This window comes from Streptomyces sp. NPDC036815 (assembly GCF_055609205.1).
Map to the genome: position 1 here is coordinate 1 of NZ_JBVJPW010000007.1, position 16,219 is coordinate 16,219.

Annotated in this window: 13 protein-coding genes; 5 read left to right on the forward strand and 8 right to left on the reverse strand. The window is 72.1% G+C overall.

Annotated elements, in window-relative coordinates; translation table 11 throughout:
• The 3 genes from ACZ69I_RS16370 to glgB all read left to right on the forward strand — a co-directional run.
• Positions 1-645, forward strand: a 645-nt coding sequence (locus ACZ69I_RS16370; RefSeq protein ID WP_470832829.1) for an alpha-glucosidase C-terminal domain-containing protein, incomplete at its 5' end; no start/stop codon positions are given.
• A gap of 163 nt (positions 646-808) precedes the next feature.
• Positions 809-2,242, forward strand: coding sequence for a maltokinase N-terminal cap-like domain-containing protein (locus ACZ69I_RS16375; RefSeq protein ID WP_470832830.1), 1,434 nt, complete (start codon positions 809-811; stop codon positions 2,240-2,242).
• Between the two features lie 26 nt (positions 2,243-2,268).
• Positions 2,269-4,731 (forward strand): 1,4-alpha-glucan branching enzyme, encoded by a 2,463-nt coding sequence (glgB, locus tag ACZ69I_RS16380; RefSeq protein ID WP_470832831.1) that lies wholly within the window; start codon positions 2,269-2,271, stop codon positions 4,729-4,731.
• Here glgB and ACZ69I_RS16385 read toward each other — a convergent pair.
• The 4 genes from ACZ69I_RS16385 to ACZ69I_RS16400 all read right to left on the reverse strand — a co-directional run bounded on the left by ACZ69I_RS16385 (position 4,706) and on the right by ACZ69I_RS16400 (position 8,878).
• Entirely contained in the window at positions 4,706-6,952 is a 2,247-nt protein-coding gene (locus tag ACZ69I_RS16385; protein ID WP_470832832.1) for a HelD family protein, read from the reverse strand. The two genes, glgB and ACZ69I_RS16385, sit on opposite strands and share 26 nt — an antisense overlap.
• 180 nt (positions 6,953-7,132) lie before the next feature.
• Positions 7,133-7,465: a thioredoxin family protein gene (locus ACZ69I_RS16390; protein WP_470832834.1), complete on the reverse strand. Its 333-nt coding sequence runs from the start codon at positions 7,463-7,465 to the stop codon at positions 7,133-7,135.
• A 34-nt stretch (positions 7,466-7,499) separates the two neighbouring features.
• Positions 7,500-7,892 carry a MerR family transcriptional regulator gene (locus ACZ69I_RS16395; protein ID WP_470832836.1) on the reverse strand — a complete coding sequence of 131 codons (393 nt, stop codon included), beginning with the start codon at positions 7,890-7,892 and terminating at the stop codon, positions 7,500-7,502.
• 68 nt (positions 7,893-7,960) lie between these two features.
• Positions 7,961-8,878 (reverse strand): MerR family transcriptional regulator, encoded by a 918-nt coding sequence (locus ACZ69I_RS16400; protein ID WP_470833138.1) that lies wholly within the window; start codon positions 8,876-8,878, stop codon positions 7,961-7,963.
• A gap of 123 nt (positions 8,879-9,001) precedes the next feature.
• Here ACZ69I_RS16400 and ACZ69I_RS16405 point away from each other — a divergent pair, with 123 nt between their 5' ends.
• Positions 9,002-9,808 carry an alpha/beta fold hydrolase gene (locus ACZ69I_RS16405; protein ID WP_470832837.1) on the forward strand — a complete coding sequence of 269 codons (807 nt, stop codon included), beginning with the start codon at positions 9,002-9,004 and terminating at the stop codon, positions 9,806-9,808.
• A 7-nt stretch (positions 9,809-9,815) separates the two neighbouring features.
• On the opposite strand, the gene ACZ69I_RS16410 is transcribed toward ACZ69I_RS16405, so the two are convergent.
• Positions 9,816-10,406 (reverse strand): dihydrofolate reductase family protein, encoded by a 591-nt coding sequence (locus ACZ69I_RS16410; protein WP_470833140.1) that lies wholly within the window; start codon positions 10,404-10,406, stop codon positions 9,816-9,818.
• Between the two features lie 249 nt (positions 10,407-10,655).
• Positions 10,656-12,371, reverse strand: a complete 1,716-nt coding sequence (locus ACZ69I_RS16415; protein ID WP_470832839.1) for an MFS transporter — start codon at positions 12,369-12,371, stop codon at positions 10,656-10,658.
• Between the two features lie 182 nt (positions 12,372-12,553).
• Here ACZ69I_RS16415 and ACZ69I_RS16420 point away from each other — a divergent pair, with 182 nt between their 5' ends.
• The gene (locus ACZ69I_RS16420) at positions 12,554-13,153 is read left to right on the forward strand and encodes a TetR/AcrR family transcriptional regulator (RefSeq protein WP_467671487.1); all 600 of its coding nucleotides are present in this window, start codon (positions 12,554-12,556) and stop codon (positions 13,151-13,153) included.
• 38 nt (positions 13,154-13,191) lie between these two features.
• Here ACZ69I_RS16420 and ACZ69I_RS16425 read toward each other — a convergent pair whose 3' ends face one another.
• Entirely contained in the window at positions 13,192-14,556 is a 1,365-nt protein-coding gene (locus ACZ69I_RS16425; protein WP_470832841.1) for a pentapeptide repeat-containing protein, read from the reverse strand.
• A gap of 101 nt (positions 14,557-14,657) precedes the next feature.
• Positions 14,658-16,061 carry a cation:dicarboxylate symporter family transporter gene (locus tag ACZ69I_RS16430; RefSeq protein ID WP_467671483.1) on the reverse strand — a complete coding sequence of 468 codons (1,404 nt, stop codon included), beginning with the start codon at positions 16,059-16,061 and terminating at the stop codon, positions 14,658-14,660.
• Positions 16,062-16,219: the final 158 nt, after the last annotated feature.

Below are 16,219 nucleotides of genomic sequence, written 5' to 3' on the forward strand. Positions count from 1 at the left end.
CCCCGCATGCGCGCCAACATCGGCATCCGCCGCCGCCTGGCCACCCTCCTGGACAACGACCGCAACCAGATCGAACTCTTCACCGCGCTGCTGCTGTCCCTGCCGGGCTCGCCGATCCTCTACTACGGCGACGAGATCGGGATGGGCGACAACATCTGGCTCGGCGACCGCGACGCCGTCCGCACCCCCATGCAGTGGACCCCCGACCGCAACGCCGGATTCTCCTCCTGCGACCCCGGACGCCTCTACCTGCCCACGATCATGGACCCGGTCTACGGCTACCAGGTCACCAACGTCGAAGCCTCCATGTCCTCCCCGTCCTCGCTGCTGCACTGGACGCGCCGCATGATCGAGATCCGCAAACAGAACCCCGCCTTCGGCCTCGGCTCCTACACCGAACTGCCGTCGTCGAATCCGGCCGTGATCGCGTTCCTGCGCGAGTACAAGGACGATCTGGTGCTGTGCGTGCACAACTTCTCCCGCTTCGCCCAGCCCACCGAACTCGACCTCCAGGCCTTCGACGGACGCCACCCCGTGGAGCTGATCGGCGGGGTGCGCTTTCCGGCCATCGGTGAGCTCCCCTACCTCCTGACGCTGGCGGGGCACGGGTTCTACTGGTTCCGGCTGCGCCAGGAACCGGCGTAGGCTCCGGCAGCGCGACGCCCTCGCGGGGCGGTTTCCACCGCTCCGCCCTGGGCACTCCTACGCAACACGACCGGCATCCCCGGACGCACCACTCGCACCCCTCCACGCACCACCGGCACTCCCGCACCCTGCCTTGTCCGCGACGCGGAAAGGACGCGACGCCATGTCGGAAGCCGCCACTCGCCCCACCGCGCACGCCACCGCGCTGCTCGCCTCACTCGACCCGCTGCTGCGCGCATGGCTGCCCCGGCAACGGTGGTTCGCCGGAAAGGGGCGCCCCATCAGCGCCCTGGAAGCGGTGACGGCCACCGAACTCCTGCCGCGCAGCTCGCCGTCGGGCCTGCTCCATCTGCTCCTGCGGGTCCGCCAGCCGGTCGTCGCCGCGCCGGGCGCCGCGCTCGACGGCACCGAAGTCCCCGCCGACTGCTACCAGTTGCTGCTCGGACTGCGTCGCACCCTGCCGGCCCACCTCGCCCCGGCGCTGATCGGCCACGTCACCGAGGGCCCGCTCGCCGGCCACACGGTGTACGAGGCGCTGCACGACCCGCATCTCGCCGAACTCCTCCTGGAACGACTGCGGATACCGGGCCGGGCCGGGGTACTCCGCTTCGAACGCGACATGTCCGTCGAGATCCCCTCCGGCCTCGGCCCCCGGCTGCTCGCCGGTGAGCAGTCCAACTCCTCGCTGGTCTACGGAGATACGTTCATCCTCAAGCTGTTCCGCCGCGTCGTGCCCGGCGTCAATCCCGACCTCGAACTCCCCCTGCGGCTCGCCCGCGCGGGCTGCGCCCGGGTGCCCGCGCCCGCCGCCTGGTTCCTCGCGGACCTGGCGCACGGCACGGCCGGCGCGGCGGAGAGCTGCGGCCTCGGGGTGCTCCAGCCGTTCCTGGCCGGGGCCGAGGACGGCTGGGAGCTCGCCCTCAGGATGCGCGCCAAGGGCGAGTCCTTCACCGGTGAGGCGCGGGCGCTCGGCCGCGCCACGGCCCAGGTGCACGCCTCGCTCGCGGCCGCGCTGCCGACCGTCACGCTCGGCCGGGCGCAGGTCGAGGCGGCCGCCGACGCCATGGCGGACCGCCTCACCGCGGCGGCCCGGGCCGTCCCCGCCCTGCGGCCGTACGCGCCCGGGCTGCTCACCGCCTTCGAGGCCCTCGCCGACCTGGGCGGCGAGGGCCAGTCGTGGACGGCCCAGCGCGTCCACGGCGACCTGCACCTGGGGCAGTGCCTGCGCTCCCCGGACGGCGAGTGGTCGCTCATCGACTTCGAGGGCGAGCCCGCGCGGCCGCTCTCCGAGCGCCGCCTGCCCCAGCCGCCGGTCCGCGACGTCGCGGGCATGCTGCGCTCCTTCGACTACGCGGCGTCCCACGGCACCCGGGATCCGCGGTGGGCCGACGACTGCCGCGCCGCGTACTGCTCGGGGTACGCCGAGGTCTCGGGCCGCGACCCCCGCACGGACCCCGTCCTGCTGCGCGCCCACGAGACCGACAAGGCGGTCTACGAAGTCCTCTACGAGGCGCGCCACCGCCCCGACTGGCTGCCGGTCCCCCTGGCCGCGGCCCGCCGTCTCGCCCAGGACGGCTCCGCCGACGAAGCCCATTGACCACCCCTCCGGAGGAGGACTCTCCCGTGACCCCCCGCCCCCGCAAACCGTCCGACGAAGCCGCCGCCCCCAGCACACCGGCCACCCCGGCTGGGAAGGGCGCGGCGAGCAGGAAGAGCACCAAGGCGGCGAAGCCCGCGAAGAGCACCACGAGTTCCAGGAGCACGAAGAAGGCGGCGGCGAAGGCCCCGGCGAAGAGGGGCGCCCGCTCGCAGGCCGAACCCGCGGTCACCGACACTCCGGCCACCGACTCGCCGGACGCCGGGCCCCCCTTCACCGAACCCCCCGTCACCGAATCCCCCGTAAGCCAGGACGACCGTGCCCGGCTGCTGAGCGGCACCCATCACGACCCGCACGGCGTCCTGGGCGCCCACCCGGTCCCCGGCGGCACGGCGTTCCGTGCGCTGCGCCCGTACGCCAAGGCCGTCACCGTGATCGCCGACGGCCTGCGCGCCGAGCTGCGCGACGACGGCGACGGCTTCTTCTCCGCCGTCCTCCCGCTGCGGGCCGCGCCCGACGAGTACCGGCTGCGCGTCACGTACGAGGAGACGGAGCTGGAGATCCACGACACGTACTCCTTCCTGCCCTCGCTCGGCGAGTTCGATCTGCACCTGATCGGCGAGGGCCGCCACGAGCGGCTGTGGGACGCGCTCGGCGCCCACCCGATGATCCACCAGGGGGCGACCGGCACCCGCTTCACGGTGTGGGCGCCCAACGCGCGGGGCGTGCGGGTGGTCGGGGGCTTCAACTTCTGGGACGGCGTGGGCTTCCCGATGCGCTCGCTCGGCGGCAGCGGCGTCTGGGAGCTGTTCGTGCCGTCCGTCGGCGAGGGCGAGCTGTACAAGTTCGAGATCACCCGGCCCGACGGCTCGAAGAGCCTGCGCGCCGACCCGCTCGCGCGCCGCACGGAGACGCCGCCCGCGAACTCCTCGGTCGTGCACGAGTCGCACCACGAGTGGCACGACCAGGAGTGGCTGGTGCGCCGTGCCGAACTCCCCGCCCACGAGGCGCCGTTCTCCGTGTACGAGGTGCACCTCGCCTCCTGGCGGCCCGGGCTGACGTATCGGCAACTGGCCGAGCAACTGCCCGCGTACGTAGCGGACTTGGGCTTCACCCACGTGGAGCTGATGCCGGTCGCCGAGCACCCCTTCGGCGGCTCCTGGGGCTACCAGGTCACCGGCTTCTACGCCCCGACGGCCCGCCTGGGCACCCCGGACGACTTCAAGTTCCTGGTCGACGCCCTGCACCGGGCGGGGATCGGCGTCCTGATGGACTGGGTGCCCGCGCACTTCCCGCGCGACGACTGGGCGCTCGCCGAGTTCGACGGCCGTCCCCTGTACGAGCACGAGGACCCGGCGCGCTCCGCCCACCCCGACTGGGGGACCCTGGAATTCGACTACGGCCGCAAGGAAGTCCGCAACTTCCTCGTCGCCAACGCCTGTTACTGGTGCGAGGAGTTCCACATCGACGGGCTGCGCGTCGACGCCGTCGCCTCGATGCTCTACCTCGACTACTCCCGCGAGCACGGCGAGTGGACCCCGAACGCGCACGGGGGCCGCGAGAACCTCGACGCCGTCGCCTTCCTCCAGGAGATGAACGCCACCGTCTACCGGCGGGCGCCCGGCGTCGTCACCATCGCCGAGGAGTCCACGGCCTGGGACGGCGTGACCCGGGCCACCCACCACCAGGGCCCCGGTGGCTTCGGAGGCCTCGGCTTCGGCCTGAAGTGGAACATGGGCTGGATGCACGACTCCCTCGGCTACGTCTCGAAGGAGCCGGTGCACCGCAAGCACCACCACAACGAGATGACGTTCTCGATGGTGTACGCGTACAGCGAGAACTACGTCCTGCCCATCTCGCACGACGAGGTCGTGCACGGCAAGCGCTCGCTGGTGTCGAAGATGCCCGGTGACTGGTGGCAGCAGCGCGCCAACCACCGCGCCTACCTCGGCTTCATGTGGGCCCACCCGGGCAAGCAACTCCTCTTCATGGGGCAGGAGTTCGCGCAGGGCGCCGAGTGGGCGGAGGGGCACGGCCCGGACTGGTGGCTGCTCGACCCGGCGTACGGCGCGGAGGCCGACCACCGGGGCGTGCGCGACCTCGTCCGCGACCTCAACACCGTGTACCGGCGCGAGGGCGCCCTGTGGCAGCGCGACACCGACCCCGCGGGCTTCTCCTGGGTCGAGGGCGACGCCGCCGAGGACAACGTCTTCGCCTTCCTGCGCTTCCCCGCGGCGGGCGGCGACGGAACCCCGCTGCTCGCCGTCTCGCACTTCTCCCCGGTCGTCCGGCACGGCTACCGCCTGGGCGTGCCGGACGAGTTCGCCGCCTGGCAGGAGGTCCTGAACACGGACGAGGCCCGCTACGGCGGCGGTGACGTCACCAACCCCGACCCCCTCAAACCGGAGCCGGTGGCGTCCCACGGCAGGCCCGCGTCCCTGCGCCTGACCCTGCCGCCGCTGGCTACGGTGTGGCTCCGACCCGCTTGAGCGCGACGGGCAGCTCCTCGGCGTACAGGACGCCGAGGCGCTGCGTGGCCCGGGTCAGCGCCACGTACAGGTCGCTCGTGCCGTACCGCGCGGGCTCGACGACCAGGACCGTGTCGAACTCCAGGCCCTTCGCCTGACGCGGGTCGATCAGGACGACCGGCCGCGTCAGGTCCGGGGCCTGCCCGGCCGTCACCCCGGGCAGCTCGGCGGCGAGCTCCGCGTGGAGCTCGCGGGGGGCGATCACCGCGAGGCGCCCCTGGTCACGCGCCTGGGCGGCCACCGCGTCCGCCACGGCGGCGGGGAGGTCGTCCGCGCGGCGCGCCCAGGGCCGTACGCCCGTGGACCGCACCGAACTCGGCGGCATGAAGTCGGGCCGCTCCAGGCGCGGCACCTCCGCCGCCACGTCCATGATCTCCACGGGCGTGCGGTAGTTGACGCCGAGCCGGGTGTACTCCCAGCGGTCCTCGACATACGGCGCGAGGATGCTCTCCCACGAGCCGCAGCCGCCCGCCTCCGCGGTCTGCGCCGGGTCGCCGACGAGCGTCATGGAGCGGGTCGGGCAGCGGCGCATGAGGAGTCGCCAGGCCATCGCCGAGAGCTCCTGCGCCTCGTCGACGATGATGTGCCCGAACGCCCAGGTGCGGTCGGCCGCCGCGCGCTCGGCGGCGCTGCGGTGGTCGGCCTCCTCCTGGCGCTCGGCCATCCGTTCCGCGTCGATGATGTTGTGCGCGAGCAGGACCTCCGCGTCGTCCTCGTCCTTGTCCTCGAACTCGTACGTCCGGGAGGCGCGCGAGACGTCGAGGACGCCCTGCGCGTAGGCGATCTGCCGGGCCCGCTCGGCCTCGGCCGCCGCCCGCTCGGCGCTGTCGTCGTGGCCGAGCAGCTCGGCCGCCTCGTCGAGCAGCGGCACGTCGGCGGCGGTCCAGGGCGCGTCGAAGGGCCTGCGGACGGCCGCGGCATCCCGCTCGTCCAGCCCGGTCGGCTCCTCCAGATACTCGGCGACGAACCGCTGCGGAGTCAGCGTCGGCCACAACTCCTCGATGGCCGCGTGGACTTCGGTACTGGCCGCGATGGCCTTGCCGAGCTGGGCGATGTCGTCGGGGCCGAGGAAGTTCGGCCCGCCGTACGGGTCGTGGCCGATGCGCTCGGCGAGCTGTGCGGTCAGCGCGTCGATGATCCGGAACGCGAAGTGCGGGCGGCCGAGGTTGTGCGGCACGTCGGCGGCGCGGGCCGCCTCGCGCGCCTGGTCGGCGATGGTCCAGTCGAGGATCAGATCGCCGTCGTCGTGTGCGATGACGAGGGGCTCGCCCGGCTCGGGCGTCCGCTGCCGGTCGCGTACGGCGGCGGCGAGCACCTCCGCCATCCGCGCGCGCCCCTTCACCTCGGCCGCCTCGGGGCTTTCGGTGCCGGTCGCCGTCACGCCGGGGAAGAGCTCACCGAGCGTGGAGAGCAGCACGCCGGTCTCGCCGAGAGCGGGCAGGACCTCGCCGATGTAGCCGAGGAAGGCCGGGTTCGGGCCGACGATCAGGACCGCGCGCTTGGCGAGCAGCTCGCGGTGGGCGTAGAGGAGGAAGGCGGCGCGGTGCAGCGCGACGACCGTCTTGCCCGTCCCCGGGCCGCCCTCGACGACGAGGACGCCGCGGTGCGGGGCGCGGATGATGCGGTCCTGCTCCGCCTGGATGGTCTGGACGATGTCGTGCATGCGGCCGGTGCGGGCCGAGTCGAGGGCGGCGAGCAGCACCTCGTCGGCGTCGGCGCCCTCGTGGCCGGTGCGGGTCGTGTCGGCGAGGTCCAGGATCTCGTCGTGCAGGTCCGTGACCTCGCGGCCCTTGGTGGTGATGTGACGGCGCCTGCGCAGGCCCATCGGGGTGTACCCGGTCGCGAGATAGAAGGGGCGTGCGACATCGGCGCGCCAGTCGATCACGAGCGGGGTGCGTGCGGCGTCGGACGCGCGGATCCCGATGCGGCCGATGTGGTGATCGCGGCCGTCGCGGAATTCGAGCCGGCCGAAGCAGAGCCCGTTCTCTCCCGCGTCGAAGGCGGCGAGCAGTCCGGACTGCTCGGCCACCAGTACATCTCGCTCAAGGCGCGCCTGGAGGCCCGTTCCCACCTGCGACAACGACGTCTGTACGGCGGTCTCGGCCTCCTCGCGCAGTGCGTCCAGGCGCGCGTACAGCCCGGAGACGAATTGCTGCTCTTCTCGCAATTCCTCGGTTGACAATTCAGCCCCTCGCCAGTTACAGTGCTCTTATTGAAGCTTTCCGTGAAGGCGTCGTGCTGAATAAGCACAGCTTCGCGAAAGATTCCAATATACGCAGGGAAATGCCCCGGACGTCAATTCGTCCGGGGCATTTTTCTTGAGTCGGAGCTCTGGGTCGGAGCTCTGGGTCGGGGCCTCGGGTCAGAGCACGTCGGCCAGCTCAGCGAGCAGCTTCCGCTTGGCCCGCGCCCCCACCATCTGCAGCACGGGCTCGCCCCCACGGAACACGATCATCGTCGGCGCCGACAGCACCCGGTAGGCGATCGCGGTCTCCGGGCTTCGGTCCACGTCCAGCTGGACGATCTTCAGCCGCTCCGACTCCTCCCGCGCGAGCTCGCTCAGCACCGGCGCCAGCTGCCGGCACGGCCCGCACCAGTCCGCCGTGAACTCCACGAGCACGGGGCGGTCCGCCTCACCCAGCACCTCCCCCGCGAAATCCTCGTCCGTCACTTCGGCCACTCCCGCTGCCTTCATGCCCACTCCCTTCATCCCGCTGCTGTTCCGCTGCTCATCCCGTCAGTTCGCACCGCGGCTCGGGGCCGCCCTCGATCGCCGCCTCCGCACGCGCGAGCTGCGCCCCCACCTGATCGCGCACCGCGCTCAACTCGCCGATCAGCGCGTCGAGTTCGGTGAGCTTACGGCGGTACACGGCGAGCGAGGCCGGGCAGGAGTCGCCCTCCGGATGCCCCGAACGCAGACACTCCACGAAGGGCCGGGTCTCCTCCAGATCGAACCCGAAGTCCTGCAGGGTCCTGATCTGCTCCAGAAGCCGCACGTCGTCCTCGTCGTACGTGCGGTACCCGTTGCCGGCCCGCCGCGCGGGCAGCAGCCCGCGGGACTCGTAGTAACGCAAGGTCCGCGTGGTCGTCCCCGCCCGCGCCGCGAGCTCCCCGATTCGCATGCCCTGACGGTAATCCTTGACGTGGGCGTCAAGGCCAGGGGTGTGGGCTCTCCCGTCGCCCGACAGGTTCAGGCGGGCGTGGCCAGGGCCGACCTGAGCCAGTTGTCCGCGGCGCCGGGTGTCGGCTCGGGCGGTTGTGACGGCGGGGTCAGGACCTCGGCGGTGAGCTGCCAGTAGCGGTCGATGCGGGGTTCGGCGGCGAGCACGCGGTGCAGGGTGCGGCGGAAGTCCGCGGTGTCGCGGTGGTTGCGGGCCGCGGCGTGGACGGCGACGAAGCAGTCGAGTGCCTCGCCGCGGTGCGGGGCCCGGCCGGCGCGCAGCTGCGCCGCCGCCAGCTCGTACGCCTCCGGGAGGCCCTCGTAGAGCACGGCGGGGCGGTATCCCTTGCCGGGCGCGTGCACTTCGGGCTGGCCGTGGTCGGTGCCCGCGCGGGGGCCCGCGACGAAGCAGGGGCTGACGACGAAGTCGTGCAGCCGGGCGAAGGCGAGCACCTGCGCCGGGGCGGGGGCGTCGGCCAGGGGCGGCACCGCCCGGTCGACGACGGCGGTGACCACCCGCGACGGCAGGCGCGCGGGCAGCCAGCACCGCCAGAACCGGGCGATCGCGGTCGTGTCGGGAGGGGTGGACACCGCCCCGACCAGGCGCAGCCGCTCGGCGCGCTCCTCCGCGGCGCAGTCGGTCAGGAGGCGAAGGGCCGCCTCCCGCCAGCGCAGCGCCGCGAGGCGCGAGCCGACCTCGCGCAGCTGTCCGGCGACGATGTCCGCCAGCTCGTCCTCCCGGTCGAGGACGCGGCTCACCTCGGGGACGGGCAGGTCGAGGGCGCGCAGCGAGCGGATGAGGCGGAGCCGGTCGAGGGCGTCGGGGCCGTAGCGGCGGTGGCCGCCGCCGCTGCGGGCGGCTTCGGGCAGCAGGCCGCGGTCGGAGTAGAAGCGGACGGTCTTGACGGAGACGCCCGCCTGTTCGGCGAGCTGTCCGATGCTCCACATGCCGTCGGGCAGCACGACTTGAACCTCCCTCAGGTGGAGTTCCTACGGTACCGGCGAGCGCGGGCGGCCGGTCGGCCGGACCGTGCGGACCGCGGTGTGCGCGGCCTACGAGGAGGAGGGCACATGACGACGTTCGTGCTGGTGTCGGGCGGGTACACGGGCGGCTGGCTCTGGCGGGACGTGGCCGCCGGGCTGCGTTCGGCGGGGGCCGAGGTGCATGCGGCGACGCTCACGGGCCTCGGCGACCGCCGCCATCTGGCGGGGCCCGAGGTCGACCTCGACACCCACGTCGAGGACCTCACCCAGCTGATCGACCACATCGACGCGCCGGAGGTGGTCCTCGTCGGCTACTGCTACGGGATCTATCCGTCCGCGGGCGCCGCCGACCGGCGCCCGGACCGGATCGCCCGGCTCGTGTACCTGGACTCGCCCCTGCCCCAGGACGGTTACTCCATGATCGACCAGGTGCGCGAGCAGATGCCGGACGGGCCCGCCCGGGACCGGACGCTGAGTCAGCAGGAGCGGGCCGAGGACGGCTGGCGGATCCCGGCGCCCACTCCGGCGGAGTGGGCGGCCCACGGAAACCTCGTGGGCGTCCCCGGCGAGGCGCTCGACCGGCTGGCCCGCCTCGCCTCGCCCGCGCCGGCCGGCCCGTACGCGCAGCAGGTGCGGATCTCGGAGGCGGTCGCGGCCCTGCCGACGACCGGCGTCTTCTGCACCACCGGCGGGACGATGGACATCGCCGGGCTCGAAGCCCTGGTGGCGTCGGGGCTGCCCCACGTCCAGCACCTGGCCGACCCGCGCGCCACCTTCTTCGAACTGGCCACGGGGCACTGGCCGATGCTCTCCACGCCGGACGAGCTGACCGGCGTACTGCTGCGGGCGGCGGCGGGCGAGGGCCACCGGCTCACGGCCCCGGCGACCAGGTAGTGCCGCGTCAGGTCCTGTCGTAGGTGAGGAAGAGCGCGCCGCTGTCGAGGAGCACGGCGTCCGTGCGCTCGTACAGGACCGGGTCGAAGGCGGTCTTCCGCGCGAACAGGGGCGTGCCCGAACCCAGCGTCAGCGGGCTCAGCTTGACGACGAGCCGGTCGATCTCGCCGCGCAGCACCCCGGCGAGCTCGCCGCCGCCGCACAGCCAGATGTCCTTGCCGTCCTCCCGCTTCAGCTCCCGCACCCGCTCGACCGGGTCGGTGGCGACCAGTTCGATGCCGGGGTCGGGGCTCTCGGCGAGGGTCCGGCTGAAGACGAGGTGGCGCAGGTGCGGATAGCAGTTGGTGAAGCCGGCGTCCGCGCCGATCATGTACGTCCGGCGCCCTTCGAGGATCGTGTCGAAGTGGGTTCCCTCGGCGGTGATGCCGAGGGCGTCCCGGGCGTGGCCCGGCAGGGTCTCGGGATAGGTCTGCGTGAGGTGCTCCACGTAGTCCTGCGTGACGGGCCAGAAACCGTCGGGACCCGTGGGGTCGGAGCCGTCGGGACCGGCGATGAACCCGTCGAGGCTGACGGCGATGAAGTAGACGAGCTTGCGCATACGGGCTCCCTGGAAGCGGTGGTCGTGGCCGGTCGGGACGGTGGTGGGCACATCTCTCCTCTGCGGTGCGCGGATCCGCGGTGCGGGGATTTGCGACGCGGGGACTGCCGCATTCGTTGCACTCCGTTTGAAGTGGTCTGAACGTAGTACTTCACTTGGAGTAGTGTCAACGGTTTTCTTTCGCGTCGGCAGAAAGCAGAGCCGGGCCGCCCCGACTGGGGCGACCCGGCTCTCACGCGTCCGCGCGGCTCAACTCTGGAGCTGCGACTCCCGGTCCCGCGCGCGGTCCGTCGCACGGTCCTCCGGCGCACCCGCGTCGTCGGCGGATGCCGCGGGCCCGCCCCGGCCCTTGCGCGGCAGCAGCACCGCGACCAGCACCGTTCCGACGCCGAGGATCCCCGCGCCGACCAGGCTGGTGTGGGCCACCGCGTCCGAGAACGCGGAGCCGACCGCGTCCGCCATCTTGCCCGCGCCCTGCGCGAGTTGATCGGCCTGGCCCTTGAGCTGCGCCGCCTGCTGCTGCGAGCTCGCGTGGGCCGCCTTCTCGGCCGCCGCCTGCGCCTTCTCGCCGATGCCCTGTGCCACCGCGTAGCCCGCGCCGACCGAGTCCTGCGCGGTGTCGAGCGTGCCGGCCGGCAGCTTCGTACCGGAGGCCTCGGCCGCGTCCGCCAGCTTCGAGGAGTACGAACTGGCGAGCACCGAGCCGAGGATGGCGATGCCGAGCGAGCCGCCGAGCTCCAGGGAGGTGTCGTTGACCGCGCCGCCGACGCCGAGTTCGGACTCGGGGAACGCGCCCATGATGGCGTCGGTGCAGGGCGAGAGCGCGAGGCCGATCGCCAGGCCGAGGATGATCAGCGGGGCCACGAAGTCCCCGTACGTGGAGCCGGAGTCCACCCGCGTGAGCAGCGCGAGCGCCACGGTGCCCGCGACCATGCCCGCCGACACCGTGATCTTCATGCCGATGCGCGGGGTCAGGTACCCCGTGAGGGCCGACCCGACGAAGACCGCGCCCGCGAGCGGCAGCATGCGCACGCCCGTCTCCAGCGGGTTGTAGCCGAGGACGAACTGCAGGTGCTGCGTGAGGTAGTAGAACGCGCCGAAGACCGCGAGGAAGAAGAGCGCCACCGCCAGGTTCGAGCCGGCGAAGCGGCGGTCGAGGAAGCGGCGGACGTTCAGGATCGGGTGCGGGTGGCGCAGCTCCCAGGCCACGAAGGCGAGCAGACCGAGGCCCGCGACGACCGCCGCCGAGATGGCCTTGGCGTCCCAGCCGAAGTGCGGGCCCTGGATGATCATGTAGACCAGCGCGCCGGTCCAGACGACGGAGAGCGCGCCGCCGACGTAGTCGATCCGGTTGCTGTGGCCGGCCTTGGACGGCGGGATGAGCACGAACGCGCCGACGAGCGCGACGGCGGCCACGGGCACGTTGATCAGGAAGGTCGACGCCCAGCCGTGGTTCTCCAGGAGCGCACCGGCGACCAGCGGTCCCGCGGCGATCGCGAGACCCGCGGTGGCGGTCCACAGCACGATGGCCTTGGCCCGCTCCGCGCGCGGGAACGTCGCGGCGAGCAGCGACAGCGTGGCCGGCATGATCATCGCCGCGCCGAAGCCCATCACCGCACGGGCCGCGATGACCCCGCCCGAGCTGTCGACGAGCGAGCCCGCGACCGAGCCCGCGCCGAACACAACGAGGCCGAGCACGAGCGCGCCGCGCCGGCTGTACTTGTCGCCGATCGCGCCGAGCAGCAGCATCAGCGCGGCGTACGGAACGGTGTAGCCGTCGATGACCCACTGCAGGTCGGAGCTGGAGAGCCCGAGGTCCTTGGTCATGTCGGGGGCGGCGACGGTCAGTGCCGTGTTCGCCATCACGATGATCAGCAGACTCAGGCACAGCACGCCCAGGGCCCACCAGCGCCGCGCGTACGGCTCCTTCATCTCCTCGACCGGTTGCTTCATGACGAGAGCCACCGAAGCCTCACCCTTCCCTGCTCCATGTACGTTCCTGCTTCACGGTGACCTTGCACAGCACTGTGCAATTACACACGACTGTGCAACTTACTCCACTGCACACCGCCGTGCAAAACAGGGCAGAGACGGCCGAGCCGCCCTCGGACCGAGCTCGGAAATCGCCCGCGGGACCCGCGTGCACAATGGAGCCCATGAGCAGAGCCGACGCCAACCGCCGCCGCATCCTGGAGGTGGCCCTCGCCGAGCTGCTGCGCGATCCGGACGCGTCCATGGACCAGATCGCGCGCGCCGCGGGCGTCGTGCGCAGGACGGTGTACGGCCACTTCCCCAGCCGGGAGGCGCTGATCGGCGCGCTCATCGACGGCGCGGCCGAGGCGGTCGCCGCGGCCCACGCCTCCGGGCGCGCGCGGTCGGACGACCCCGCCGAATCGCTCGCCCACTCGATCGTCGCCGTCTGGGAGATCGCCGACGGCTACCGCCTGCTCATCGCCCTCGCCCAGCGCAGCGTCGCGATGGAGGGCATCCGACAGCGCCTCGCCCCGGTCCGGGCGGAGTGCGTGGACGTCCTGCGCCACGGCCTGGCCCTGGGGGCGTTCACCTCGCCCCTGCCGCCCGCCGCCCTCGCCTACGTCCACGAACAACAGCTCTTCGGCCTGATGGAAGCGGTCAACGACGGCCTCATCGCCCCCCAGGACGCGGGCCGGGCCGCCGCGTCGACGGCACTCATGTCGGCGGGGGTTCCGGCGGAACGGGCGCGGGCGATCGTGGCGTCCTTGCCGTGACCCCGGCCGGGGGGGGACCCGGACGCGGTGCCAGACTCTCAGAGCGAGGGCGGCTCCGACCCGCCCGGCGCGGGGTCCTCCGCCCCGGCCCCCGGCGCACCCTCCGCCGACGGGAGCCCCGCCCTCGCGCGCAGGATGTCGGCTCTCGCGTGGATCAGGAGCGCGACGGCCTTGACCACGGCGGCGCCGCCCGTGCCGATCGCGAGGACCATCCCGCTGATCGCGGTGATGATCTGCCCCGTCTCGGACGGCTCGAACTGGAGGCCCGCGTGCACGTCCAGGATGCCGGCGGTGAGTTCGTGGGTGAGGAAGAAGGCGAGTGCGGAGAGCACTGCGAGGGCCGCGATGAGGGCGGCATCCGTCCGGCGCCGTTTGCGCCGCGCCAGATACGCGTCCCGGCGGTCCTGAGCAGCCGCCTGCCGGCCCGCCGGAAGGCTGGGGACGAGTACGTGGCCGGGAAATTCATCTCCCCACACCCGTAGGAGAGGGATCAGGCGCGGTCTGGCGGAACGGATGCGGTCCAGTCCCACATCCGCCGTTTCGTACGTGCCCTCCCGCACACTCCGCCGTGGCACCAAGGCGACGGACAGAAAGTCCTCGACCCGGTCCGAGAGCTGCAGGTCTCCCAGTTCCACCCAGCCCTCGACCGAGGCGCCCCGCATCGAGATCCCGCGCCGGAACTCGGCGCCGGACAGCCGGCAGTTCCCGACGATCTTCGCGCCGTCCAGGTCAAGCCGCGGGGCACAACTGCTCTCCTCGAAGGAGAGATCCCGAATCTCCGCCGCCGCCAGGGACAGTTCCCCTCCCGCGAAGACGGCTCGGCCGAAGGCCGCGTCGGCCATGGTCGCCCGGTGAAAGGATGCGCCCGCGTCGAATCGGGCGCGGTGGAAGTCGACCTGGCTACGGCCCGTCACACTTGCCCAGACGGTGGCCCGTGCGAACCACACCACCGCGAAGTCGGCGCGCTCCTCGAACCGTGCCCCGGTGAACATGCTGGCCCCCGTGAAGTGCGAGCCCGCGAAGTGGGCGGCCCCGGAGAACACCGCCCCGTCGAAGTGGGCGCCTCCGGAGAAACGGGCTTCATGGAACAGGGCTTCGGCGGTGAACCTCACCTGGGTGAAGTGGGCCTCACCCGTGAACGTCGCCCCCACGAAGCCCGCCCGCCCGAACCGGCAGCTCCGGCTCTCCGGGTCGTACAGAGCCATTTTCAGGGCGCCGAGGAGCTCGGCGTCGAAACACGTCCCCCGGTGGTCCACGTCATCGCCCGGCCGCAAACCCTCGAAGTAGGCGCTGCGTGCGTCCGCGTCCAGGTGCGCGAGGCACAGGCCCTGGCGACGCACCGCTTCCCCGCCGCACCCCACGCGCCCGCACTCCGGCCAGCGCTTGGGCATTGAGATCGTCATGTCCCGATCACACCAAGACGAGAAGCCCGGCCGCAGGGATTTCGCGGATCACCGCCCCCTCACGAGGGATTTCGAGGAGCACCGCCCCCGCACGCCCGCAGCTACACCTTCACCGGCTCCTTGCCGTCGTCGCGCTGCTCCGGCACCGGGTCCACGTCACGCGGGTCCGACGGCGCGAGAACCTCGTGACCGTCATCCACCAACGTACGCTCGTCGAAGGGCAGTTGACCGGCCAGGACCGCCGTGACGCGCTCCTTGTCGACCTCCTTGGTCCACGTGCCGATCAGCAGCGTGGCGACCGCGTTGCCCGCGAAGTTGGTGAGGGCGCGCGCCTCGCTCATGAAGCGGTCGACGCCGATGATCAGGCCGACCCCGTCGACCAGCGCGGGCTTGTGCGACTGGAGGCCGCTCGCGAGGACCGCGATGCCCGAACCGGAGACGCCCGCCGCGCCCTTCGACGCGATCATCATGAAGAGCAGCAGCGAGATCTGCTCGCCGATGCCCAGCGGCTGGTGCATCGCGTCGGCGATGAACAGCGAGGACATGGTCAGGTAGATCATGGTGCCGTCGAGGTTGAAGGAGTAGCCCGTCGGGACCGTGATGCCGACGACCGGGCGGCTGACCCCCAGGTGCTCCATCTTCGCGATGAGCCGCGGCAGCGCGGACTCGGACGACGAGGTGGAGAGGATGAGCAGGAACTCGCGGCCCAGGTACTTGAGCAGCTTGAAGAGGTTGACCCCGGTCACGACCCGTACCAGCGTGCCGAGCACCACCACGATGAACAGCACGCAGGTGACGTAGAACCCGATCATGATCGTGGCGAGCGCCTTGAGCGCGTCGACGCCCGTCTCGCCGATGACGGCCGCCATGGCGCCGAACGCGCCGACCGGGGCCGCCCACATGATCATGCCGAGGACGCGGAAGACCAGCTTCTGGATGTGCCCGATGCCGCGCAGCACCGGCTCGCCGGAGCTGCCCATGGCCTGGAGCGCGAAGCCCACGAGCAGCGCGACGAGCAGCGTCTGGAGGACCTCGCCCTGGGTGAAGGCGGAGACGAAGGTCTTGGGGATGATGCCGATCACGAAGTCGACGAGGCCCTTGTCCGCCTTGTCGGCCGCCTCGTGGCCCGCGCCCTTCTCGGACTCGGTGATGTCCATGCCCGAACCCGGGTGCAGGATGTTGCCGACGAGGAGCCCGATGGCGAGCGCGACGACGGACATCGCCATGAAGTAGCCGAGCGCGAGCCCGCCGACCTTGCCGACCTTGGCGGCCTTGCGCACCGAACCGACGCCGAGCACGATCGTGCAGAAGATGATCGGCGAGATCATCATCTTGATCAGGTCGACGAAGCCGGAGCCGACCGGCTTCAGGTCCTTGGCGAAGTCCGGCCAGATGAAGCCGACGGCGATGCCGAGCAGCACGGCGCCGATCACGGCGATGTAGAGGTAGTGCGTGCGGTCCCGCTTGGCTGCGGGCTGCGCTTGTGGGTCGGCCGTGGTGGTCACGGGGCCCTCCTTGAACGACGACGTCGGCGTTGTGGTGCCTGCGGTGCGTGCGGCTCACGTCCTGTGCGTGCGGCTCGCGCCCTGCGGACGCGGCCCACGCTCTGCGTGCCCGGCTCACGTCCTGTGCGATCGGCTCCCGTCCCGGGCGATCCCGGTGA